We start from the raw sequence: 23,451 nt of genomic DNA, 5'->3' as shown, positions 1-23,451 counted from the left end.
ATATTTTAGATTACAAAATTAATCTATATTTGCTTAGTTGGCAATAACTTACTTAAAAGTAGTATAGTTACCAAAACGAGTAAAATAATGAAAATCAGTATAATAAATATAAAATTTTGAATAAAGAAAATAGTTGTCCATTAAATTATACCATGAATTTAATAGGGACTAAATGGAAACCTTTAGTTCTGTTTCACTTGTTAGAAGGTGGTTTACGTTCAGGAATATTACAAAAGAAAATTCTGGGTATTTCAAATAAAATGTTTACTCAAACTGTAAGAGATTTAGAAAAAGATGGTCTTATTTTTAGAAAAATATTTCCTGTAGTTCCTCCTAAAGTGGAGTACAGTTTAAGCGATAGAGGGAAATCACTTGAAAGTATTTTGAGAAGTTTAGATAAGTGGGGAGTTGAGGATTGTAAAGCTTCCTAGCGAAACTCAGTTATCATAAATTAAAAAAAAAATCTCAAGTCGAAACTTGAGATTTTAAATATTTTAAGAAAGGAAATCAATTTATTTTGCTCCCCATTCTTTTAAAGAATCTTCGTTCATTTTTACATAATCGTCATTACCAGCTTTTTTAGCCAATTCTAAAGATTGTTTTGCAGCTGCAATTGCAGTTGCTGTTTTTCCTGCTTTTGCATGGATTAAAGACTGTTGTCTTAACATATAAAATTTAGGATCGTCTTTAGACATTTCAATAGCTTTGTCTACCCAAGTAACTGCTTTGTCGATATCTTTATTTTCAGATTTTAAATACACAGCAGCATCGTAATATGCTCTTGCATTTGGCGAACCTTTCATTACTTCGTCAATAGAAGCCATTACCATTTTACTTGTAGGAACTTCAATTGGTAGCCCTACATACACATCTTCCCAAAGAATACCAATTACTCCAGAATTGTTTGTTAAATCGTCTAATGTAATTGTAAATGTTTCAATTTTCATTGGCATTTTTACAACGTCTGCAGCAACACTTGCTACAACTTTTGCATCATCCCATTCTTTTGGATTTCCCCAATTGTCAGCATCTTTGTACAACATAATGTCCCAAGATTTTTGGTTAGGAACTGTGTATAATGCATACGTACCTTTTTCAACATTTTTTCCGTTAACAGTAACGTCTGTTCCAAAAGTTACTTTTGTATTTGCGTTGGCACCTGTTCTCCAAGTTTTTCCATAAGGCACTAAATCTCCAAAAATAGTACGTCCTCTCATGTTTGGTCTAGAATATTCTACAGTAACATCAGTTAAACCTACTTTTTGCTCTAAAGTCGAAAACGGACTTGGTGCAGGAGCCGCAATTCTTGCAGCAGGAGCAGGTTTGGTTTCTTCTTTAGTCTCCACCTTTGGAGTTTCTTCTTTTGTTTCTTTATTTTGACAACTTGTAAAGAAAACCAAAGTAAGTACAGTAAGTGTACTTAAAAATTTAATTGAAATTTTTTTCATGATTCGTTATTATAATTAGTTAGTAATAACATCAAAATTACGACTTCAAAAAACGGCAAATGTTAACAAAATCTTAAATTAAGGTATGTATCTTTGCGTTTTTAAGACAAATTATGAAAAAATACATCGCTGAATTTATAGGAACATTTTCCATGATTTTCTGTGGAACAGGAGCAATGACCATTAACGAAGTTACTGGTGGAGAAGTTACACATGTAGGAATTGCAATTACTTGGGGTTTAATAGTTATGGCTATGATTTATGCCTTTGGCGAAACTTCTGGAGCACATTTTAATCCTGCTGTTACCATCGCTTTTGCATATGCCAAAAAGTTTTCTTGGAAAGAAGTTCCTAAATATATTGTTGCTCAAATTTTAGGAGCATTTTTAGCAAGTCTCATTTTATGGTTTTTATTTCCAGCAAGTGAAAACCTTGGAGCAACCATACCAACTGTAGATGTTTGGCGTGCTTTTGTATTGGAATTGTTACTTACTTTTTTCTTAATGGTTGTAATTATAAACGTTTCCACAGGAAGTAAAGAAATGGGAATTATTGCTGGAATTGCAGTAGGAGCAGTTGTTTTATTAGAAGCAATGTTTGCTGGCCCAATAACAAATGCATCCATGAATCCTGCTCGTTCAATTGCACCAAATGTAGTTTCAGGGAATTTACAACATCTTTGGATGTATATTTTAGCGCCAATTTTAGGAGCAATATTGGCAGTTATATCTTGTAAATTAATTAAGGACGATAATTGTTGCGACACTCCAAACTGCTAATTTTAATTATTGAATTTTAAAAATTATTAATATTGAAAAATATAAGTATTTTAGGTTGTGGTTGGTTAGGAAAACCATTAGCAGTTTCTTTTTTGGAAGATGGTTTTACAGTAAAAGGTTCTACAACTTCAGAAGAAAAAATAACTGATTTAGAGTCTGTTGGAATTGAACCCTATTTGGTAAATATCTCCGAATTCGAAGAGTTTGACGATTTTTTAAATTCTGATATTTTAATAATTGCAATCACTTCTAAAGATGTAGATGGTTTTGAAAACCTGATTTCTCAAATTCAAGATTCGACTATCCAAAAAGTAATTTTTATAAGTTCTACTTCTGTATATCCAAGGATTAATAAAATAATGACAGAAGAAGATGCAATTATAGAGAACAATCCATTAGTAGAAATTGAAAATTTATTCAAAGAAAACACGTTTTTTGAAACCACAATAATTCGTTTTGCAGGATTATTTGGGGGACAAAGACATCCAGCAAATTGGTTTAAAGGTGGAAAGAAAATCCCACAACCAAAAGGTTTTGTAAATATGATTCACAGAGAAGATTGCATGGAGATTATTCATACAATTATCAATCAGAATTGTTGGAACGAAACATTTAATGCGTGCTCAACACATCATCCAACAAGAGAAGAGTTTTACGTAAATGCAAGAATGAGTAAAGGTTTAGAAGCTCCAGTTTTTGAGGAAAATGAAAAATACGAATGGAAAATTATTAGTTCAAGTAAATTAGAGAATGTTTTGGGGTATGAGTTTATTCATGATAATTTGCTTTCTATTTAAGTTTCAAAGTTTCAGGATTTGCTAATTTTAGTGATTTTCCATTTTTTTGAGAAAATTGTATCGAGAACTTTTTATTTTCACTAACCACTAACCACTAACCACTAACCACTAACCACTAACCACTAACCACTAACCACTAACCACTAACCACTAACCACTAACCACTAACCACTAACCACTAACCACTAACCACTATTTACTATACCTCTTTTTTCTCAAATAATTAAAAATAATCCCAAATCCGAACAACAAAATTAAAGGCAAAGCAACATTTAAAAATTGCCAAAAAGTACGTTCTTTAAATGCTTTTTGTTTGTCTAACATTCTAATATTTAAAGACTTGTTTCTTAAGTTCATTAAACCAGCATCGTCTAATAAATAATCGACTGTATTTAGTAAGAAATCTTTATTTCCAAACTGTTCGTTTGTCCATTTGTCTCTTGCCAAATCGAAAGGTTGTCCTTTTAAAATCTGATTTTTCCCAACATCACCATCAGCAATAAAAACCATTTTATTGTTAGTTGCATTCTCTTTATAAAGTGGCGTTTTAAAAGGTTTTATTCTGTTTTTATAAGCTGAATTAAAATTCCCTTCCAACAAAACAGCAAATAATTGATTTCCATCTTTATAATCCGTTTCTACAACTTCTTCAGCAATAGATTGTAATTCAATAAATGTAGGAGTTCCTACTTTTTGAGTGAGAACAGAACTAACTAACAAAGGTGTTTTTTTGATGTTGTTTTTAAGTGTATCAATTTGGTTTGCAAATTGTAACCTTACTGGAGATATGTTTTTGGTAATTGGATTATTTGGGTTTCCTCCAACCAAGGGATGAAAATACCAATCTAAATTTTGAAACTGAGGTTGATTTCCACTTGCGCCAGTTGCTAAAGGAATTTTTGATGCGTATAAATCTTTTATCAATGTTGTGTTTACACGAATTCCGTAAGAGAAAAACAAGTCTGTTAAGTTTAAATCTCTTGGGTATGCTAGCATTTTTCCACCATTAAATAAACTGTCTTGGTCTGCTTGCACATTGTCTATCATCCACAAAGTTTTTCCTCCATTTGCAATAAATTGATCTAAAACAAATTTTTCATTCTCAGAAAATTTCTGAGTTGGTTTTGCAATAATTGCCAAATCTAAACCTGTTAAATCTTGCAAAGTTTGTTGCGGATTTATAGCCACAGAATCCAAAGTAAATTTCGCTAAACGATATTTTTTAGCCACTTCACTTAAAAAACTATATTGGTAAATATCTTCCAACTCTCCATTTCCAGTGATAATCCCTATTTTTTTCTCATTATTTCTTGATATAGAATTAATTGCATTCGAAAAACTATATTCTAAATTCTCGATTGCTTTTGTCAATTGTGCTTCTTGCGAAGCCATAATTGCGTTTGGTAACAAAGAAACAATGGTTGTTTTTTTACCATAAGAAAGTGCAGCCCAAGGAAAAATAATTGCTTCCGAAAGTTTGCCATCTTCTTCAACCGTTAATTGGCTTGGCATCATTCTTTTTTTGATTAAAGCCTCTCTTTGGTCATCAGGATTTTCGAAATTGATTTGTATCAATGAATTTTCAGAAGCCAATTCTTCTAAATATTGTCGCGTTTCAACTTGTAGTCTTTTAAATTCTGAAGGAAATTCTCCTTCCAAATAAACCGTTATAAATAAGTTTCTATCAACATTAGAAATTATATTGTTTGTTGTTTCCGAAAGTGTGTAACGTTGGTCTGCAGTTAAATCGAAACGTTTGTAAAAAGATTGATTTGCAATGTTTAAAACAACCAAACCAACAATTAAAAATGCGATGTATTTTATGTTTTTATTCATTGTCTAATCTTGTTTTAGTAATGAATAAAAAGAAAAAAGTAATACTTAAAAAATAGATGATATCTCTTGTATCAATTACGCCTCGTGAAATACTTTTAAAATGTTCGTTAATTCCGAGTTTTTTAATAGTTAAAGAATTACTTCCAAAAGAATTAGAAATGGAATCAAAACCATAAAACAATAAGAACGAAATTAAAACGCCTAAGATAAAAGCCACAATTTGGTTTTTAGAAATCGTTGAGGTAAACAAACCTATAGCAGTATATGTGGATGCAAAAAAAAGTAACCCAATGTAAGAACCAATGGTGCTTCCGAAATCGAGATTTCCAACAGGACTTCCTAATTGATAAACCGTATAAACATACGTTAAAGTAGGAATTAGAGCAATAACAACCAATAGGAGTGAAGCCCAAAATTTGCCCATTACAATTTGCCAATCGGAAAGTGGTTTTGTTTTTAAAAGTTCGATGGTTCCATTGCTGAATTCATCTGCAAAACTTTTCATAGTAATTGCAGGAATCAAAAATAAAAATACCCAAGGAGCTAAATAAAAAAACGGATTTACATCTGCAAAACCAGCATTTAAAATATTAAAATCGTCTTTAAAAATCCAAAGAAATAACCCATTTATCAGCAAAAAAACTCCGATCACTAAGTAGGCGATTGGAGAAGCAAAAAACGAGTTGAATTCTTTTTTTAAAATAGCAAACATTTGCGTTAATTTGGAATAATAGAGAGTATTTTGTAATTGTCTCTGTTAAATTTTATGGTGTATAAAATATTACTTGAATAGTCTAAACCTTCATTTATAAAAGCCAAAGAAATGTTTTTTAAGGAATCTTCTTTGTAATAAGATTTTTTTAAAATACTGATAGAAATTTCTGCTTCAATTCCTTCACTTTTCAAAGAATCAATTCTTTTTTCGGCAATTTTAAATTCGTCTAGGTTTTCAAGTTTCTTGAAAAATTCAATTTTTTTACTATTCTTTACTTTGGCACTTTTATCTCCACAAGAGACCAAAAAAACGATTAAAAAACAGAAAATTATATTTTTTGTGTAACTCAATTTCATAGTTTTTAACTTCCAACTTCCAACTTCCAACTTCCAACTTCCAACTTCCAACTTCCAACTTCCAACTTCCAACTTCCAACTTCCAACTTACCTATTTACACCTTGCGAATTCAACCATCTTTGATATTTAGCTGCGTTTCTATTGTGTTGTGTAAGCGTTTTTGCAAAATCGTGATAACCAATTTTATCTACGCTTGCACACATGTAAAAATAATCGTGATTGTCTGCATTTAAAACTGCGTCAATAGCACTTACATCTGGCATCGAAATTAATGCTGGAGGTAACCCTCTGTTTTTATATGTATTATAAGGAGAGTTTATTTCTAAATCTACAGTCAACACTCTTTTTACCACATAATCTTGCCCTTTTAACTGTTTAATTGCATAAATTATTGTGGGATCTGCTTGTAGAGGCCATTTTTTTTCGAGTCTGTTTAAATACAAACCAGCAACAATTGGTCTTTCGGAATTTTGAGCAGTTTCTTTTTGAACAATAGAAGCTAATGTAATTACTTCGTCTTTTGTTAAACCTAATTTTTGCGCTTTTTTCAAACGACTTTCATTCCAGAAACGTTTATATGCAACCAACATTTTTGTTCTGAATTTTTCTGGTGAAATCGTCCAATACACTTCATATGTATTGGGCATAAAAATTTGTAGAACCGATTTTTTTGTCAGTATATTTTTTGATAAAAACTGTTCATCTTTAAAGACTTCCAATAAAGAAATGGAATCTGCTTGAATTTGTTCCGAAATTCTTCCGGCGAATTTTTCTAATGTATCTTGGTTGTTAAAAGAGACTTTTAAAGGAGTTTGTCTTCCACTTCGTAACATATTTACAAGGTCGTTATTCGATGTTCCTTCTTTTATAAGATAACGTCCTGCTTTTGGCTTCTCAAAGTTTTTTTTCGCAGCTACCCAAAGAAATGTTTCGGGGCTTTTAGAGAAATCTTCTAATTTCTTTTTAACGTCTATTAAACTGTCTGATGAATCCACAAAAAGTTCAATATCTTTTGTAATTGCTGCACCAAATATTTTTTGATAATAATTATAAGCTAAAATCCCACCTAATAAAAGGAAGAATGCTATAATATAAATGATTTTTTTACTCAATGTTTTTTGGTTTTAAAAGATGACAAAGTTACTCTTTTATCAACTGAAATAAAATTTCATCTTTATATTTTCCTTCAGATAAAATCCAATCTTTTTTTACCCCAATTTTTTTGAAGTGATATTTTTTAAATAATGAAATACTTTTTGCATTATCAACAGTAATATTCGCATACAATTGATGTAGGTTTAAATGAGAAAAAGCATAGCTAATTAAAAGTGATAAAGCTTCAGAAGCAAATCCGTTTTTCTGAAAATCAGGATGAATTAAAATTCCAATTCCTGCTCTTTTATGTTGTGGATTAAAATCGAAAAGATCGATGGTTCCAATCGCTTTTTCTGAAGAATTTTCTTCGATAATTAAACGTAATTGTTTTGCTTCATAAATATCTAAATGCGCATTTTCTAAATATTGCTTTAAAACAAATTTAGAAAATGGTGTTTGGGTATGGCTTACCTCCCAAAAAGACTCGTCGTTTTCTATTTGAAATAGAAATTCTAAATCTTCTGGTTCTAGGGCTCTTAAGTTGATGTTTTTATTTTTTAATAGCATATTATAAAATTCAAGTTTGTCATTCCTGTGAAAACAGGAATCCATAGAGAGTAAATAAAAAACTCAATAAATCTTCAGTAATTTTATGAAAATTTTTAATTCTCAAGTTATTTTATCTTAAGAGTCATATTCCTAACTTAATTAGGCAAAAAACTATACTTCAATAATCCCTTCAAAAACAAATGCAGCTGGACCTTTTAAAAAGACATTTTTATAAACGCCATTTTCTTCAGTAAAAGAAACTGCTAAGTTCCCACCTTCAACAGGTAAAGAAATTGAATTGCTACTCGTTTTATTCGTTTTGTGCATTGCAATTGCAACTGCAGTAACACCAGTTCCACAAGCTAAAGTTTCATCTTCTACACCTTTTTCATAAGTTCTTACTCTAAAAGTGTTTTCGTTTATTTGCTGAACAAAATTCACATTACTTCCAGGGTCACTGTAAGAATAACGTATTTTTTTTCCGTTTGCGAAAACTGGATACTCATCTAAATTGTCAACCAATTCTACATGATGTTGCGTTCCTGTGTAAGCAAAAACAGAGTTTTCTTTTACTTGAATTTCTTCAACATCTATCATTTGTAGAGAAATAATATCATTATTAATTTCTGCATAATGTTTTCCATCAAAAGCAAGAAAAGTAGTTTTGTTTTCAATTAAATTTAATTGTTTTGCAAAAGCAACAGCACATCTTCCTCCATTTCCACAGAAAGTTTCACTTCCATCTGCATTGAAATAAATCATTTTAAAATCAAAGTTCTCATCTTCTTCAATTAGAATTATTCCATCTGCACCAACACCAAAATGTCTGTCACAAATTTGTGAAATTTTGTCAGTATTTTGTTTTGGAAAGATTTTTGTTCTATTATCAATCATTACAAAGTCGTTTCCAGTTCCTTGATATTTAAAAAAAGTCAATTTCATAAGACAAAGATAAGAATTTCAATAGGAAAAACGATTTGTTAAAAAGCGGTTAAAGTCCGTTAAAAACAAGTTAAACAGATTTTGTGGATTTGTTAAAATTGTATATTTGAGTAAATAAAATTTAAAATTATGAAGAAATTTTTTGGTTTTTTAGGAATGGCACTTTTAGGAGGTGCAATTACATTAGGTGGCTACAAAATGTTATTCGACGAAGAAGTAGTTGTGGAGAGAACAATCTCGCAACCTATGCAAACAGTTACAGCAAGTTATAATCCAGCTTTAAATAAAGCAAATGCAGTTGCAAATACAATAGATTTTACAACGGCTGCAGAGAATAGTATTCATGCTGTTGTGCATGTTAAAAATACGGCTGTAAGAACGCAAACCAATCCACTAGATCTTTTCTTTGGAAATGGAAATGGACAGAGAAAATATGAGCAAGTAGGAACAGGAAGTGGTGTAATTATCTCTGCAGACGGTTATATTGTTACGAATAATCACGTAATTGATGGAGCAACTGCACTAGAAATAACATTGAATAATAAAAGGAAATACAAAGCAGAATTAATAGGAACAGATGCAGAGAATGATATTGCATTGTTAAAAATCGATGCAGATATGGATCTACCATATGTGCCCTTTGCAAATTCTGATAATATAAAAGTTGGAGAATGGGTTTTAGCAGTTGGTAATCCTTATAATTTAACATCTACAGTTACAGCAGGAATTGTTTCTGCAAAAGGTAGAGATTTAGAAGGAAACAGAAATATTGAGTCCTTCATTCAAACAGATGCTGCAGTGAATCCAGGGAATAGTGGAGGAGCTTTGGTAAATACTCGTGGAGAATTAGTGGGAATAAATACTGCAATTTCTTCTAAAACAGGCTCTTTTATTGGATATTCATTTGCAGTGCCTTCTAACATTGCTAAAAAAATTATTGATGATATTTTAGAATTTGGTGCTGTACAAGAAGCTATTTTAGGAATTAATATAGATGCAAGTGATGCAGATATTGATGGTGTAAAAATTAAATCTACGTCAGATGGTGGAGGAGCACAAAAAGCAGGTTTACAATCTGGAGATATTATTACGAAAGTAAATAATGTAAGAATATCTAAATTTTCTGAATTAAGAGGGCAATTAACAGCGAAAAGACCTGGAGAATCTGTTAATATTACTGTAGATAGAGATGGAGAATCACTAATAAAAGAAGTTAAATTAAGTAAAAAAGATTCTTTTATATCTAACGTTTTTAAAGTAGTTTTAAAAGATTTATCGAAAGAAGAAAAGAAAAAATATGATATTTCTTACGGAGCTAAAATAATCCAAAATGGGAATAAAAGTTTAGATTATTATGGTGTGAAAGAAGGCTTTATAATTACTAAAATTAATAAAAAAGCGGTGAAAAACGCAGCTGATGCATCAAGAAGATTAGACTTTTCTTCAAGTAAAGGAGCACCAGTTTACATTGAAGTAATTAATTTAAAAGGAGAAACAGAACGTTACGCATTTAGATAGAAAATAAATATTTATTATAAAGTAATTGCCCTTAAATTGTGTTCAACAATTTAAGGGCCTTTTTTATTATAATATAATTATACAAATAGTAAAATAACTTTAAATGAAAAGAGCCCGATAAAATATCGAGCTCTTTATAATTATTTAATGGTTCAGCTTTTTTAAAGCTTTGCATTTTTTATGTTCAAAATTTTATTCTTTTAAGACTCAGTTTCTGTTCGAGTTTCAGGTTTTTTATCGCCTTTTTCAATTTTAATAGTAAGAGAGTTCTTCTCTTCATCTAAATCCATGGCAATTGTATCGCCTTCTGAAAGTTTAGAATTTACAATCTCTTCAGCTAAAGCATCTTCGATATACTTTTGAATGGCTCTTTTTAATGGTCTTGCACCATATTTTTTGTCAAAACCTTTGTCTGCAATATAATCTTTTGCTTTCTCGCTTAAATTTAAAGTGTATCCTAAATCAGAAATTCTAAGCAATAATTTATCTAATTCAATATCTATTATAGAGTGGATGTCTTCACGTTCTAATGCGTTAAATACAATAACATCATCTATTCTGTTTAAGAATTCTGGCGCAAAAGATTTCTTTAAAGCCCCTTCAATAACAGATTTTGCATGTTCGTCTGCTTGTGCAGTTTTTGTAGCGGTTCCAAAACCAACTCCACCACCAAAATCTTTTAATTGACGAGCACCAATATTAGAAGTCATTATAATAATGGTATTTCTAAAATCAATTTTACGACCTAAACTATCAGTAATATGTCCATCATCTAAAATTTGTAACAACATATTAAATACATCTGGATGCGCTTTTTCAATCTCATCTAACAAAATAACAGAATACGGTTTTCTACGAACTTTTTCTGTTAATTGTCCACCTTCTTCATAACCAACATAACCTGGAGGTGCTCCAATTAATCTTGAAATTGCAAATTTTTCCATGTATTCACTCATATCAATTCTAATTAAAGAATCGTCTGAGTCAAATAATTCACGCGCTAAAACTTTTGCCAATTGCGTTTTACCAACACCAGTTTGTCCTAAGAAAATAAAAGAACCAATTGGTTTGTTGGGGTCTTTTAACCCAACTCTATTTCTTTGAATCGCTTTTACAACTTTGGTTACTGCTTCATCTTGGCCAATAACTTTACCTTTAATCATTGCAGGAAGTTCGTGTAAACGATGGCTTTCTGCTTCTGCAACTCTATTTACAGGAATTCCTGTCATCATAGAAACTACTTCTGCAACATTGTCTTCTGTAACCACTTCGCGATTTAATTTAGAATCGTCTTCCCATTGTTTTTGGGCAGAATCTAAAGCGGCTTCCATGTTCTTTTCATCGTCACGTAATTTAGCAGCTTCTTCATATTTTTGTCCGTTAACCGCTTTCGTTTTTTGCTCACGAATAACTTCTAATTGTGTTTCTAACTCTAAAACCTGTTTAGGAACTACAATATTGGTAATATGAATTCGAGATCCAGCCTCATCTAATGCATCAATAGCTTTGTCTGGAAGGTATCTATCTGTCATGTATCTATTTGTTAATTTTACACATGCTTCTAAGGCATCGTCTGTATAATTTACATGATGATGTTCTTCATATTTACCTTTAATATTTTGTAATATCTGTATTGTTTCTTCAACAGAAGTTGGATCTACAATTACTTTTTGAAAACGACGTTCTAAAGCACCATCTTTTTCGATGTTTGTTCTATACTCATCCAACGTAGTCGCACCAATACATTGTATTTCTCCTCTAGCTAAAGCAGGTTTTAACATGTTGGAGGCATCCAAAGAGCCAGTTGCTCCACCTGCACCAACAATGGTATGAATTTCATCAATAAAAAGAATAATGTCGTCATTCTTTTCTAACTCATTCATTAACGCTTTCATACGCTCCTCAAATTGCCCACGGTATTTTGTGCCTGCAACCAAACTAGCTAAATCAAGCGAAACTAATCTTTTGTCAAACAAAATTCTAGAAACTTTACGCTCTACAATTCTTATAGCTAAACCTTCTGCAATGGCAGATTTTCCAACACCTGGTTCTCCAATTAACATTGGATTGTTTTTTTTACGTCTACTTAAAATCTGAGAAACACGTTCAATTTCCTTTTGTCTTCCAACAACAGGATCTAACTTTCCATTTTCGGCTAATAAAGTTAAATCTCTTCCAAAATTATCTAAAACTGGAGTTTTCGATTTTTTAACCGATTTTCCTTTTTGAGGTTGTTCAAAAGGATTTGGTTTTTCTGATGCAAATTCATCATCAGACGGAGTTTCTGCAATAGGATTCGTAGGTAAATCTACATCATCTACATGCAATTGTTTGTACAATGCTTTTGCTTCGTCGTAGTTTACATGATATTTATGAATCAACTTTGTAGTTGGGTCATTTTCATTTCTAAGAATGCAAAGTAATAAATGAGCAGTGTCAATTGAATCGCTTTGGTATAGTTTGGCTTCTAAAAACGTAGTTTTTAGCGCTTTTTCTGCTTGTCTTGTTAAATGCAAGCTTTTCTTCTCTGAAGTTTCTGTAAAAGCAGGATTTGCAGGATTTAATTGTTCTAATTTCTTACGTAATAAAGTTGTATCTACATCAAATGCAGTTAAAATCTCCATTGCTTTTCCTTCTCCTTTTCTTATTAGACCTAATATTAAGTGTTCTGTTCCAATAAATTCGTGCCCTAATCTAAGTGCCTCTTCTTTACTAAAAGCAATAACATCTCTAACTTTCGGTGAAAAATTATCGTCCATATTTTTATCTTATTGATGTAAATTTAGTCCTTTTTTTTGTGAATAATTACAAAAAAGATGCCAAGGCTGTATATCTGACAGTTTGACTTCGAAACTAAATTATAAAACAATTGAAAGTCAGCCAAATAAAATACTGTTAAAAATTATCAAAAAATGTTGATAACTCTCTTTAATTGAGCTTCCAGAAATCTTTGTAAATACTAAGAGAAATAGTATCTTGCCTTGTTTTAAAAAAATGACTAAATATTAATAGAAAATATATATGGCAGACGGAGAAAAGTTAATTCCGATTAATATTGAAGAGCAGATGAAAGCTGCATACATCGATTATTCGATGTCAGTAATTGTTTCCAGAGCATTACCAGACGTAAGAGATGGTTTAAAACCAGTACATAGAAGGGTTTTGTTCGGGATGCATGAATTAGGAATTAAAGCGACAGGCTCGTATAAAAAATCAGCAAGAATTGTTGGGGAAGTTTTAGGTAAGTATCACCCTCATGGAGATACTTCTGTTTACGATTCAATGGTGCGTATGGCGCAAAATTGGAGTGTACGTTACATGATGGTAGATGGCCAAGGAAACTTTGGTTCTGTAGATGGAGATTCGCCTGCAGCAATGCGTTATACAGAGGTTAGAATGCAGAAAATATCAGAAGATATGTTAGCTGATATTGAAAAAGATACTGTAGATCATCGTTTAAATTTTGATGATACTTTACAAGAACCAACTGTATTACCAACTCGTATTCCTAATCTATTAGTAAATGGAGCTTCTGGTATTGCAGTAGGTATGGCAACAAATATGGCGCCTCATAACTTAACAGAAGTTATCAATGGAACCATTGCATATATCGAAAACAATGATATTGAAATAGACGAGTTAATGCAACACGTAACAGCACCAGATTTTCCAACAGGTGGAATTATTTATGGTTATGATGGTGTAAGAGATGCTTTTCATACTGGTCGTGGACGTATTGTAATGCGTGCTAAAGCAATTATTGAAGAGGTAAAGGGACGTGAGTGTATTATTGTCACAGAAATTCCTTACCAAGTCAATAAAGCAGATATGATTAAAAAAACTGCGGATCTTGTTAACGAAAAGAAATTAGAAGGAATTGCCAATATTCGTGATGAATCTGATAGAAATGGAATGCGTATCGTTTATATATTAAAACGTGATGCAATTCCAAATATCGTTTTAAATAAACTATTCAAATACACACAATTACAAACTTCTTTTAGTGTAAATAATATTGCGTTGGTTAAAGGTAGGCCAGAGCAATTAAATTTAAAACAATTAATACATTATTTTGTTGAACATAGACATGAAGTTATTGTTCGTAGAACAGAATTTTTATTAAAGAAAGCAGAAGCAAGAGCCCATATTTTAGAAGGATTAATTATTGCTTCTGATAATATAGACGAAGTAATAAAAATTATTAGAGCTTCTTCTAATGCAGATGAAGCAAGAGAAAGCTTAATTGAGCGTTTCGAACTGACAGAAATTCAAGCGAAGGCAATTGTAGAAATGCGTTTGCGTCAGTTAACAGGTTTAGAGCAAGATAAATTACGTGCAGAGTATGACGAAATTATGTTAACGATTGCAGACTTAAAAGATATCTTATCAAACGAGCCAAGACGTTACGAAATTATAAAAGAAGAATTACTACATATCAAAGAAAAGTATGGAGACGAGCGTAGATCTGTTATAGAATATGCTGGAGGAGACATGCGTATTGAAGATATGATTCCTGATACCAAAGTTGTAGTTACAATTTCGAATGCGGGTTATTTAAAACGTACAAATCTAGATGAATATAAGGTTCAGAATAGAGGAGGAAGAGGTCAAAAAGGAGCAACAACTAGAAATGAAGATTTCCTAGAACACTTATTTGTAGGAACCAATCATCAATATATGATGTTCTTTACACAAAAAGGAAAAGTATTCTGGATGCGCGTTTACGAGATTCCAGAAGGTGGGAAGAATACCAAAGGTAGAGCAATGCAAAACCTTATCAATATTGAACAAGACGATTCTGTAAAAGCATTTTTGGTAACACAAGATTTAAAAGACGAAGAATACATCAATAGCCATTATGTGATTATGGCAACAAAGAAAGGTCAAGTTAAAAAGACTTCTTTAGAGCAATATTCTCGCCCAAGAACAAATGGTATTAATGCAATTACCATTAAAGAAGGTGATGAATTATTAGAAGCAAAATTAACAACCGGAGATAGCCAAGTAATGTTGGCATTAAAATCTGGGAAGTCTATTCGTTTCGAAGAGGCGAAAACACGACCAATGGGAAGAACTGCATCTGGTGTTAGAGGAATTACTTTACAGCATGACAAAGATGAGGTAATTGGTATGGTAGCTGTAAACGACATGGAAAGTAATATTTTAGTTGTTTCCGAAAAAGGTTATGGTAAACGTTCTAAATTAGAAGATTATAGAGTTACCAATAGAGGTGGTAAGGGTGTAAAAACTTTAAACATTTCTGAAAAAACAGGTAATTTAGTAGCAATTAAGAATGTTGATGATTCTAATGATTTAATGATCATTAACAAATCTGGATTAACTATTAGAATGGCTGTAGAAGATTTAAGAGTTATGGGACGTGCAACACAAGGTGTTCGTTTAATTAACATTAAAGAAGACGATAGTATTGCAGCTGTTGCTAAAGTAATGCATGAAGACGAAGAAGTGGAAGACGACTCTTTAGACGAATCTGAAGGTAAATCAGAAAATGGCACGGAAATTGAAAATGATAAAACAGAAGAATAAAAATAATAATTAAAAACGAATAAAATGAAAAAACAAATCATAGCGCTTTCATTAGGATTAATGTCTGTGATAGCTTTTGGGCAAAAAAAAGAACTTAGAGCTGCTGAGAAAGCAATAAAGAAAAATGATTTTGCAACTGCCATGGCTCAAGTGAACTCAGTAGAAGGGATGCTATCTAGTATGGATTCTAAATACAAAGCACAATATTACTTTTTAAAAGGACAAGTTTTAGCAGGTAAAAATAATTACGAAGGAGCTGCAGAAGCATTTAATAAGTTAATTTCATACGAAAAAGAAATAGGTAAAAGTAAATATACAAAAGAGGCAAAACCAATGTTAAATAGTTTGGTGGAAAAAGTTTCTAATCTTGCTGTTAATTTATACAATAAAGATAAAAATTATAAAGATGCTGCAAAACAGTTTTACCTTACTTATAAATTAAGTCCTAAAGACACTTCTTTTCTTTATAATGCTGCAGTTAGTGCTTCATTAGCTAAAGATTACGATACTTCTTTAGAATACTATAAAGAGTTGAAAGATGTTGGGTATACTGGAATTGAAACACAATATTTAGCAACGAATAAAGCTTCTGGAGAGGTGCAAAATTTGGGGTCAAAATCGAATAGAGATTCTATGGTTAAGTTTGGTCAATTTATTAATCCAACTACTAAAGTTTCTGAATCTAAAAAAGCAGATATTATTAAAAATATTGGATATATTTATGTGAACCAAGGAAAAACAGAAGAAGCTATTCTTGCTTTACAAGAGGCAAGAAAATCGAATCCAAAAGACATAAATTTATTATTGAATGAAGCTCAAATGTATATAAAGCTAGATAAAATGGATAAGTTTGGTGCTTTAATGGAAGAAGCTGTAAAATTAGACCCTACAAACCCTGTCTTATTCTTTAACTTAGGTGTAGTAAATGCAAACGAAAATAAAGTAGAGGAAGCTATTAATTATTACAAAAAAGCTATCGAATTAGATCCTAATTATGGGGATGCTTACATGAATATTGCAGCAACTATATTAAGTAAAGAAAAAGAGATTGTAGAAGAAATGAATAAAAATTTATCGAACTTTAAAAAGTATGATGAACTACAAACAAAACAAAAAGAATTATATAAAGAGGCCTTACCTTTTTTAGTGAAAGCTGATGAAATTCAGAGAACAGAAGATACAGTTCGTTCTTTATTAAATATTTACGATACTTTAGAAATGGAAGATAAATCAAGTCCATTAAGAGAAATTTATAAAAAAATGAGATCAGGAAACTAATTTCATTTCCTATAAAACATAAAAAAAAACCGAAACTTTTAAGTTTCGGTTTTTTTTATATCATTTTTTTTATGACTCTTAATTTATGGGTATGTTTTTGTAAATCTGCATTAAAAATACCACTGTGATCTAATGTATCTATTCTAACTTTTCCATGTGCGTGAATGATGTTATAATCATTCAAAATAATACCAACATGAATAATTTCACCTTCTTTATTATCAAAAAAAGCCAAATCTCCTGGTTCACTTTCTTCGATAAAACTTAAAACTTCACCCTGTGTAGCTTGTTCTTTAGCATTTCTATATAATTTATAACCACAAAGTTTGTATACTGTTTGTGTAAAACCAGAACAATCGATACCAAATGGTGTTTTTCCTCCCCAAAGAAAAGGAGAATTTAAAAAAGTAAATGCAATTTTTAAAATTTCGTTTTTCGTTTTTTTATCAGAAAATATAGCATTCTCATAAGAAAAAACGGAGGTTCCTAATTTTAGTTTTCCATCGTTAAATAATGGTAAATTAGAACCAATTGGTATTGTTGTTAATTCGTTATTTTTGTTTGTTACAAAATCTAAAATTTCTGCAGAATATTTAGGCGTTTCATTGCAAACTTCTTTATAAAAATCTTCGGTAATTTCTAGGTACTGTTTATTATCTATAAAACCTTCAAAATTATCGAAACTTAAACGGATTTTACTCCAATTTTTTTGTTTCTCAATAATTTCGAAATATTCACCAAATAAAAGCTGATTCGTCATTTCAGAAATGTCGGATGCTTCTGCTCTCAAAGGAACAATGCTCAAATTACAAATACCAAATAAATTACTCAAAGTTTAAATGCTAAATTCAAGATTAAATTCTTTCAACAATTAATGCACTTGCACCACCACCACCATTACAAATCGCTGCAGCACCAATTTTAGCATTATTTTGTTTTAATATAGACGTTAAAGCAATTACAATTCTTGCTCCAGAAACACCTAAAGGATGTCCTAAAGAAACTGCACCACCATTTACATTTACTTTATCGTCTGTTATTCCTAAGATTTTCATATTTGCCAAACCAACAATAGAAAAAGCTTCATTTAATTCGAAATAATCTACATCGTTAATCGAAAGGTTTGCTTTTGCTAAAGCTTTTGGTAATGCTTTTGCAGGAGCAGTTGTAAACCACTTTGGTTCGTGAGCAGCATCTGCATAGCTTTTTATTTTTACCAATGGAGTAATATTTAATTCTTTTGCTTTTTCGGCAGACATTAATACCAATGCAGCTCCACCATCGTTAATTGTAGAAGCATTTGCAGCTGTTACAGTACCGTCTTTTGTAAAAGCAGCTCTTAATGCTGGAATTTTCTCCATTTTAACATTTTTATATTCTTCATCTTCAGAAAAAATAATTGGTTCTCCACGTCTTTGAGGAATTTCTACTGGTACAATTTCATCTGCATATTTTCCTTCACTCCAAGCATTCGCAGATCTTTTATAAGATTGAATAGCAAATGCATCTTGGTCTTCTCTCGAAAAGCTATACTCTGTAGCACAAGCATCTGCACAAACACCCATTGCAACATTCTCGTAAGCATCTACCAAACCATCTTTCTGCATTCCATCTTCCATTGTAATTGGTCCAAATTTAACACCATTCCTTACATGTTGGTAATGAGGAATTGAGCTCATATTTTCCATACCACCAGCAACTACGATATCTGCGTCTCCCAAAGCAATAGTTTGTGCAGCTAACATTATAGATTTCATCCCAGAGGCACACACTTTATTAACGGTTGTACAAGGTACTGTGTCTGGAATTCCTGCGTAAATCGCTGCTTGTCTTGCTGGGGCTTGTCCTAAACCAGCAGAAACTACATTTCCCATAAAAACTTCCTGTACTAAACTCGGAGATAAATTAATTTTTTCTAAAGCTCCTTTAATAGCAACAGCTCCCAATTTTGTGGCAGAAATTGTTGATAAACTTCCCATAAAACTTCCAATTGGTGTTCTTGCAACCGATACAATAACTACTTCTTTCATATATTATTTGAGTTTTTTTCGTGTAAGATTTATGAGGCTAAATTAACCATTTTTAATCAATTTTTCTGCGATTCTATAGGTTGAATTTTTCATCTAAAATATTTTACAGTAAGTTTGTTGTTTGAAGAGAATTCATATGAAGGACTTAGTCAATAAATTATATCAGAATAACACGATTATTTATAAAGTAATCCTATTCTTACTTACAACAATTGCGATTGTTTACTTATTTCCAAAAGGAGGGCAGTTTAAATACGATTTTAACAATGGGCAATTATGGAAATATGATAATTTATATGCGCCATTCGATTTTGCTATTCAGAAATCGGAAGAGGAAATAGCAATTGAAAAAAAAGAAATTGAAGTAAATGCAAAGTTGTATTTTAATTTTGATTCTAATGTAATTGATGAAGTAAAAATAGCCTTTAGTAAAAGAATGACTTTGCTAAATAAAAGTGATTCTTTATCTCTTGGAGAAATTAATAAGCTAAAAACAAGCGGATTAAATACTATTGAGGAAGTTTATAAAACGGGCTTTTTAGAAGTTATTAGTCAAGATAGGGTTTCAAATAAAAATGAATTGGTTACCATTCGAAAGAATAATGTTGTTGAAGATGTATTGTTTAAAAACTTATACAATTCCTCAGAAATTTTAAATATTATTAAAAAGAATTTAGGTGTTAATACTTATTCCAATGAGCAAATTCAGGTTTTAGATATTTTATCAGAAATTATAAAGCCCAATGTTTTTTATGATGCCGATTTTACCAATAAAATTATAGATACAGAAACTAAAAATATTACCTACACAAAGGGAAAAGTATCTGCTGGAGAATTAATAATTCTAAAAGGAGGCATTGTCGAAGGAAAAAAATTAGAGATGTTAAATTCTCTAAAAAGTGAATCTGAATCTAAAGTTTGGACAGATTCCAACTACAATTGGATTATTCTAGGTTATACAATTCTGGTGGCATTAGCGATGTTAATGTTGTTATTGTTTTTGAAGAAATACAGAGTTGAAATTTACAATAATAATAACATAGTAACATTTATATTCTTTAATGTATTCTCGATGATTTTTATACAAACATTGGTTATAAAATACAATCCAGATTATTTATATGTAGTTCCATTAAGTGTATTGCCAATAGTTTTGAAAGCATTTTTTGATGCACGTTTAGGACTCTTTACACATGTATTAACCGTTCTATTGTTAGGATATATTGTACCAAATAGTTTTGAGTTTATTTATTTACATATAATTGCGGGTATTGTTACCATTTTAACAGTTTCCGAACTTTATAAGAGAGCTAACTTGTTTATTTCAGTGGCACAGATTACTTTAATTTATATGATTACTTATTTTGCATTTTCTATTATTAAAGAAGGAAATGCTTCTCAAATAAATTTAGATTATTTTATGTTATTCGCAGCTAATGGACTTTTATCATTCTTAGCAATAATTTTAATTTATATGTACGAAAAAGTATTTGGTTTAGTTTCAGATGTTACTTTATTAGAGCTTTCAAATACAAATTCTAAATTACTAAGAGAATTAAATGAAAAAGCTCCTGGGACTTTTCAACACTCTATGCAAGTAGCTAATTTAGCAGAAGCAGCAGCTAACGAAATTGGCGCAAATTCGATGTTGGTAAGAACGGGTGCATTATATCACGATGTTGGAAAGATTGTAAATCCAATGTATTTTATCGAAAATCAAACAACTGGAGTAAACCCTCATAACGATTTATCGCCAAGAGATAGTGCAAAAATAATAACAGATCATGTTATTAAAGGAGTAGAGGTTGCAAAAAAATATAATATTCCAGATAGAATTATAGATTTTATTAGAACTCATCATGGAACAAGCACAACGTATTATTTTTATATGAAAGAGCAAGAACAAAACCCAGATATTATGGTTGATGTTAAAAAATTCCAATATCAAGGGCCTTTACCTTTTTCAAAAGAAACAGCTATTTTAATGATGTGTGATGCTGCAGAAGCGGCATCTAAAAGTTTAGGAAAACCTACTGCTCAATCTATTAGCGATTTAATTGATAAAATTACGGATAAACAAATGGCAGATAACCAATTTATAAACTCAAATATTACTTTAAAAGAGATAGAAACTATAAAAAAAGTGATAAAGAAAAAGCTAATGAATATCTATCATTTAAGAGTAGAATATCCTGAATAAATAAAAAATAAAAAAACTTAAAAACATCTTGCTAAATTGTAAATCTAATATTACATTTGCACTCGCATTTTTAAGGAAATGTTAAGTTCTAAATAAAATAGGAGAGGTGCCAGAGTGGTAATGGAGCAGATTGCTAATCTGTCGACGGGTAACTGTCGCCAGGGTTCGAGTCCCTGTCTCTCCGCAATTTTTTTTACACTTTCGGGGTGTAGCGTAGCCCGGTCATCGCGCCTCGTTTGGGACGAGGAGGTCGCAGGTTCGAATCCTGCCACCCCGACTAAAAGTAATACCAATAGAAACTAAAACCTTGTAAATCGTATGATTTACAAGGTTTTGTAGTTTTTAGGCTATCATAAGAATTGAATCAAAATGATTTAATTCGGTTAACAATTCGGTTCACACTTTTAAAAACCAAAAGTGTGAACCGAATGAAAACTTAAAAATCTGTAATTGAAATAGTTGATTTGACTTTCGTCTTAAATGAATGTTTAATTAAAAGACGACAACTATGCAACCACAAACCAATTTCAACCTATTATTCTGGGTTAATGCTTCACGTGCTAAAAATAATCTTGTTTCAGTTTACGCAAGAATAACAGTAAATGGTAAAAGAGCTAATATTAGCCTAAAAAGAAAAGTAACAGTTTCTGAATGGAATTCTAACAAAGGAAGAGCTAGGGGAACTAAACAAGATTCTCGATTATTAAATCGTTATTTAGATAATGTAAAAAATAGAATCTATGAAGCCCATCAAGAATTAGTAAAAGAAAAAGCTTTCATTTGTTCTCAAAGTATCAAAGCTCGTTTTTTAGGAGAAGATAATGAAGAATACTCATTACTAACATTAGTTGATTATCATAACACCCAAATGAGTGAATCTTTAACCTACGGTACTTTAAAAAATTACTTTACAACTCAAAAATACATCAAGTTATTTTTAACAAAGAAAAGGAAAATTCAAGATGTCTATTTATCACAATTAACGTATCGTTTTATAGTTGACTTTGAAAAGTTCCTTCGCTCTTATGCTCCTGAAGACCATCAAAAACAAATGGAAAACAATACAGTTATGAAACATATTCAAAGACTTCGTAAAATGGTAACATTAGCTTATAAAATGGAATGGATTGAAAAAGACCCTTTCATAAAGTTCAAGCCTACTTATATTAAAAATGAACGTGAATTTTTAAGAGAAGATGAGCTGCAAGATATTATAGAAAAAGAATTTAGCATAGAAAGATTAACCCTAGTCAAAGATTTGTTTATTTTTAGTTGTTATACTGGCTTATCATATATTGATGTTATGCAATTAAATGAGGATAATATTGCTTTAGGAATAGATGGTGGTAGGTGGATTATTACTTACAGACAAAAAACACATAATAAAGTAAAAATACCTCTACTACCAATAGCAGAAATGTTAATTAACAAATATAATGGTCACATTAAAACTAAGAAAACTAGAACGCTATTTCCTAACATTTCAAATCAAAAATTAAATTCTTATTTGAAAGAAATTGCAGATTTATGTAGAATAAAGAAAAACCTTACATTCCATATTGCTAGACATACTTTTGCCACTACTATTACCTTAAGCAATGGTGTTCCAATAGAAACTGTTTCAAAATTATTAGGACATACTAAAATTGCTACTACTCAAATTTATGCTAAAGTTATCGAAAGAAAAGTTAGTGATGATATGGCTTCATTAAGAAATAAATTAGAAAAATCAGTGTATAAAGATTACAAGTCTCAAAATCAATAAATAGTCAAACAAAGTGAGTTGTTCTTTTTTTTAACATAAAATTTAATCTTTTTTATTTCATTATTGTACCTTTGCAGTACGAATGAAAGAGTTTTCTCATAAAATATTAGCTATTTTAATGTCGTTTGTAGTTTTATTTTCTACAACTTCATTTGCAATCACAAAACATTATTGTGGTGATACTCTTATTGATACAGCAGTTTTTAACAAAGCTGAAACCTGTGGTATGGAAATGGACCTCGCTTCTACTGTTGAGGGTTGTTCTGTAATAAAAGAAAACTGTTGCAATGATGAACAAATTTTAATTGATGGACAAGATGAAGTTCAAATTCAATTTGATAAAATTTCTTTTGAGCAAAAAGTATTTATTGCTTCATTCATTTATTCTTATGTAAATCTATTTGAAGGTTTAGATAAAAATGTATCTTCTTTTCAAGAATACGTCCCACCCATCGTCACGAATCATATCTACAAGATTGACGAGAGTTATTTAATTTGATTTTTAAACAATAGACCGTTTTATCCTATAACTGCATAGTTATAAGGATAATTTGCTGTATTCGGTGTTTTTTTTAAACACCATAGTCTAATTGTT

At 30.8% G+C, this 23,451-nt stretch carries 19 protein-coding genes and 2 tRNA genes; 11 read left to right on the top strand and 10 right to left on the bottom strand.

Annotation, left to right across the window (positions count from 1 at the left end; translation table 11 throughout):
• Nucleotides 1-152 precede the first annotated feature (152 nt).
• Nucleotides 153-431, top strand: coding sequence for a winged helix-turn-helix transcriptional regulator (locus tag H9I45_RS05360; protein ID WP_088353046.1), 279 nt, complete (start codon nucleotides 153-155; stop codon nucleotides 429-431).
• A gap of 81 nt (nucleotides 432-512) precedes the next feature.
• On the opposite strand, the gene H9I45_RS05355 is transcribed toward H9I45_RS05360, so the two are convergent.
• Nucleotides 513-1,448, bottom strand: coding sequence for a DUF2911 domain-containing protein (locus H9I45_RS05355; RefSeq protein WP_088353045.1), 936 nt, complete (start codon nucleotides 1,446-1,448; stop codon nucleotides 513-515).
• Nucleotides 1,449-1,561: 113 nt separating this feature from the next.
• Between H9I45_RS05355 and H9I45_RS05350 the strand changes: the two genes are divergently transcribed.
• Together H9I45_RS05350 and H9I45_RS05345 are read left to right on the top strand one after the other, a co-directional pair.
• On the top strand, nucleotides 1,562-2,227 hold the full coding sequence (locus H9I45_RS05350; RefSeq protein WP_088353044.1) for an MIP/aquaporin family protein: 666 nt from the start codon (nucleotides 1,562-1,564) through the stop codon (nucleotides 2,225-2,227).
• A 32-nt stretch (nucleotides 2,228-2,259) separates the two neighbouring features.
• Nucleotides 2,260-3,024: an NAD(P)-binding domain-containing protein gene (locus H9I45_RS05345; RefSeq protein ID WP_088353043.1), complete on the top strand. Its 765-nt coding sequence runs from the start codon at nucleotides 2,260-2,262 to the stop codon at nucleotides 3,022-3,024.
• A gap of 192 nt (nucleotides 3,025-3,216) precedes the next feature.
• On the opposite strand, the gene gldG is transcribed toward H9I45_RS05345, so the two are convergent.
• The 6 genes from gldG to dapF form a co-directional block, all read right to left on the bottom strand.
• The gene (gene gldG, locus H9I45_RS05340) at nucleotides 3,217-4,860 is read right to left on the bottom strand and encodes a gliding motility-associated ABC transporter substrate-binding protein GldG (protein WP_088353025.1); all 1,644 of its coding nucleotides are present in this window, start codon (nucleotides 4,858-4,860) and stop codon (nucleotides 3,217-3,219) included.
• Nucleotides 4,853-5,572, bottom strand: a complete 720-nt coding sequence (gene gldF / locus H9I45_RS05335; RefSeq protein WP_088353024.1) for a gliding motility-associated ABC transporter permease subunit GldF — start codon at nucleotides 5,570-5,572, stop codon at nucleotides 4,853-4,855. Before gldF ends, gldG begins: the two co-directional genes overlap by 8 nt.
• Nucleotides 5,573-5,577: 5 nt before the next feature.
• Nucleotides 5,578-6,003 carry a hypothetical protein gene (locus tag H9I45_RS05330; protein WP_088353022.1) on the bottom strand — a complete coding sequence of 142 codons (426 nt, stop codon included), beginning with the start codon at nucleotides 6,001-6,003 and terminating at the stop codon, nucleotides 5,578-5,580.
• A gap of 15 nt (nucleotides 6,004-6,018) precedes the next feature.
• Nucleotides 6,019-7,044: an endolytic transglycosylase MltG gene (mltG, locus tag H9I45_RS05325; protein WP_088353021.1), complete on the bottom strand. Its 1,026-nt coding sequence runs from the start codon at nucleotides 7,042-7,044 to the stop codon at nucleotides 6,019-6,021.
• 28 nt (nucleotides 7,045-7,072) lie between these two features.
• Nucleotides 7,073-7,594 (bottom strand): GNAT family N-acetyltransferase, encoded by a 522-nt coding sequence (locus H9I45_RS05320; protein WP_088353020.1) that lies wholly within the window; start codon nucleotides 7,592-7,594, stop codon nucleotides 7,073-7,075.
• A gap of 153 nt (nucleotides 7,595-7,747) precedes the next feature.
• Complete coding sequence (dapF, locus tag H9I45_RS05315) at nucleotides 7,748-8,518, bottom strand: diaminopimelate epimerase (RefSeq protein WP_088353019.1); 771 nt, start codon at nucleotides 8,516-8,518, stop codon at nucleotides 7,748-7,750.
• Nucleotides 8,519-8,647: 129 nt separating this feature from the next.
• On the opposite strand from dapF, the gene H9I45_RS05310 reads away from it, so the two are divergent.
• Nucleotides 8,648-10,036: a trypsin-like peptidase domain-containing protein gene (locus H9I45_RS05310; protein ID WP_088353018.1), complete on the top strand. Its 1,389-nt coding sequence runs from the start codon at nucleotides 8,648-8,650 to the stop codon at nucleotides 10,034-10,036.
• Between the two features lie 200 nt (nucleotides 10,037-10,236).
• On the opposite strand, the gene H9I45_RS05305 is transcribed toward H9I45_RS05310, so the two are convergent.
• Nucleotides 10,237-12,795: an ATP-dependent Clp protease ATP-binding subunit gene (locus H9I45_RS05305; RefSeq protein ID WP_088353017.1), complete on the bottom strand. Its 2,559-nt coding sequence runs from the start codon at nucleotides 12,793-12,795 to the stop codon at nucleotides 10,237-10,239.
• A 262-nt stretch (nucleotides 12,796-13,057) separates the two neighbouring features.
• On the opposite strand from H9I45_RS05305, the gene gyrA reads away from it, so the two are divergent.
• Nucleotides 13,058-15,583: a DNA gyrase subunit A gene (gyrA, locus tag H9I45_RS05300; RefSeq protein ID WP_088353016.1), complete on the top strand. Its 2,526-nt coding sequence runs from the start codon at nucleotides 13,058-13,060 to the stop codon at nucleotides 15,581-15,583.
• 24 nt (nucleotides 15,584-15,607) lie between these two features.
• On the top strand, nucleotides 15,608-16,861 hold the full coding sequence (locus tag H9I45_RS05295) for a tetratricopeptide repeat protein (protein WP_088353015.1): 1,254 nt from the start codon (nucleotides 15,608-15,610) through the stop codon (nucleotides 16,859-16,861).
• Nucleotides 16,862-16,916: 55 nt separating this feature from the next.
• Here H9I45_RS05295 and H9I45_RS05290 read toward each other — a convergent pair whose 3' ends face one another.
• Nucleotides 16,917-17,693 (bottom strand): C40 family peptidase, encoded by a 777-nt coding sequence (locus H9I45_RS05290; protein ID WP_228455063.1) that lies wholly within the window; start codon nucleotides 17,691-17,693, stop codon nucleotides 16,917-16,919.
• A gap of 22 nt (nucleotides 17,694-17,715) precedes the next feature.
• Nucleotides 17,716-18,891 (bottom strand): acetyl-CoA C-acyltransferase, encoded by a 1,176-nt coding sequence (locus tag H9I45_RS05285; protein ID WP_088353014.1) that lies wholly within the window; start codon nucleotides 18,889-18,891, stop codon nucleotides 17,716-17,718.
• Between the two features lie 136 nt (nucleotides 18,892-19,027).
• Here H9I45_RS05285 and H9I45_RS05280 point away from each other — a divergent pair, with 136 nt between their 5' ends.
• The 5 genes from H9I45_RS05280 to H9I45_RS05260 all read left to right on the top strand — a co-directional run bounded on the left by H9I45_RS05280 (nucleotide 19,028) and on the right by H9I45_RS05260 (nucleotide 23,355).
• On the top strand, nucleotides 19,028-21,091 hold the full coding sequence (locus tag H9I45_RS05280) for an HD family phosphohydrolase (RefSeq protein WP_088353013.1): 2,064 nt from the start codon (nucleotides 19,028-19,030) through the stop codon (nucleotides 21,089-21,091).
• A 100-nt stretch (nucleotides 21,092-21,191) separates the two neighbouring features.
• A tRNA-Ser gene (locus H9I45_RS05275) sits at nucleotides 21,192-21,275 on the top strand.
• Between the two features lie 18 nt (nucleotides 21,276-21,293).
• Nucleotides 21,294-21,368: transfer RNA gene (locus H9I45_RS05270), tRNA-Pro, on the top strand.
• 231 nt (nucleotides 21,369-21,599) lie between these two features.
• Nucleotides 21,600-22,856: a site-specific integrase gene (locus tag H9I45_RS05265; protein WP_088353011.1), complete on the top strand. Its 1,257-nt coding sequence runs from the start codon at nucleotides 21,600-21,602 to the stop codon at nucleotides 22,854-22,856.
• An 82-nt stretch (nucleotides 22,857-22,938) separates the two neighbouring features.
• A complete protein-coding gene (locus H9I45_RS05260; protein WP_088353010.1) occupies nucleotides 22,939-23,355 on the top strand; it encodes an HYC_CC_PP family protein in 417 nt (138 codons plus the stop codon).
• Nucleotides 23,356-23,451 lie beyond the last annotated feature (96 nt).

This window comes from Polaribacter haliotis (genome assembly GCF_014784055.1).
Classification (GTDB): Bacteria; Bacteroidota; Bacteroidia; order Flavobacteriales; family Flavobacteriaceae; genus Polaribacter; species Polaribacter haliotis.
This window is presented reverse-complemented; position numbering and strand designations above follow the sequence as displayed.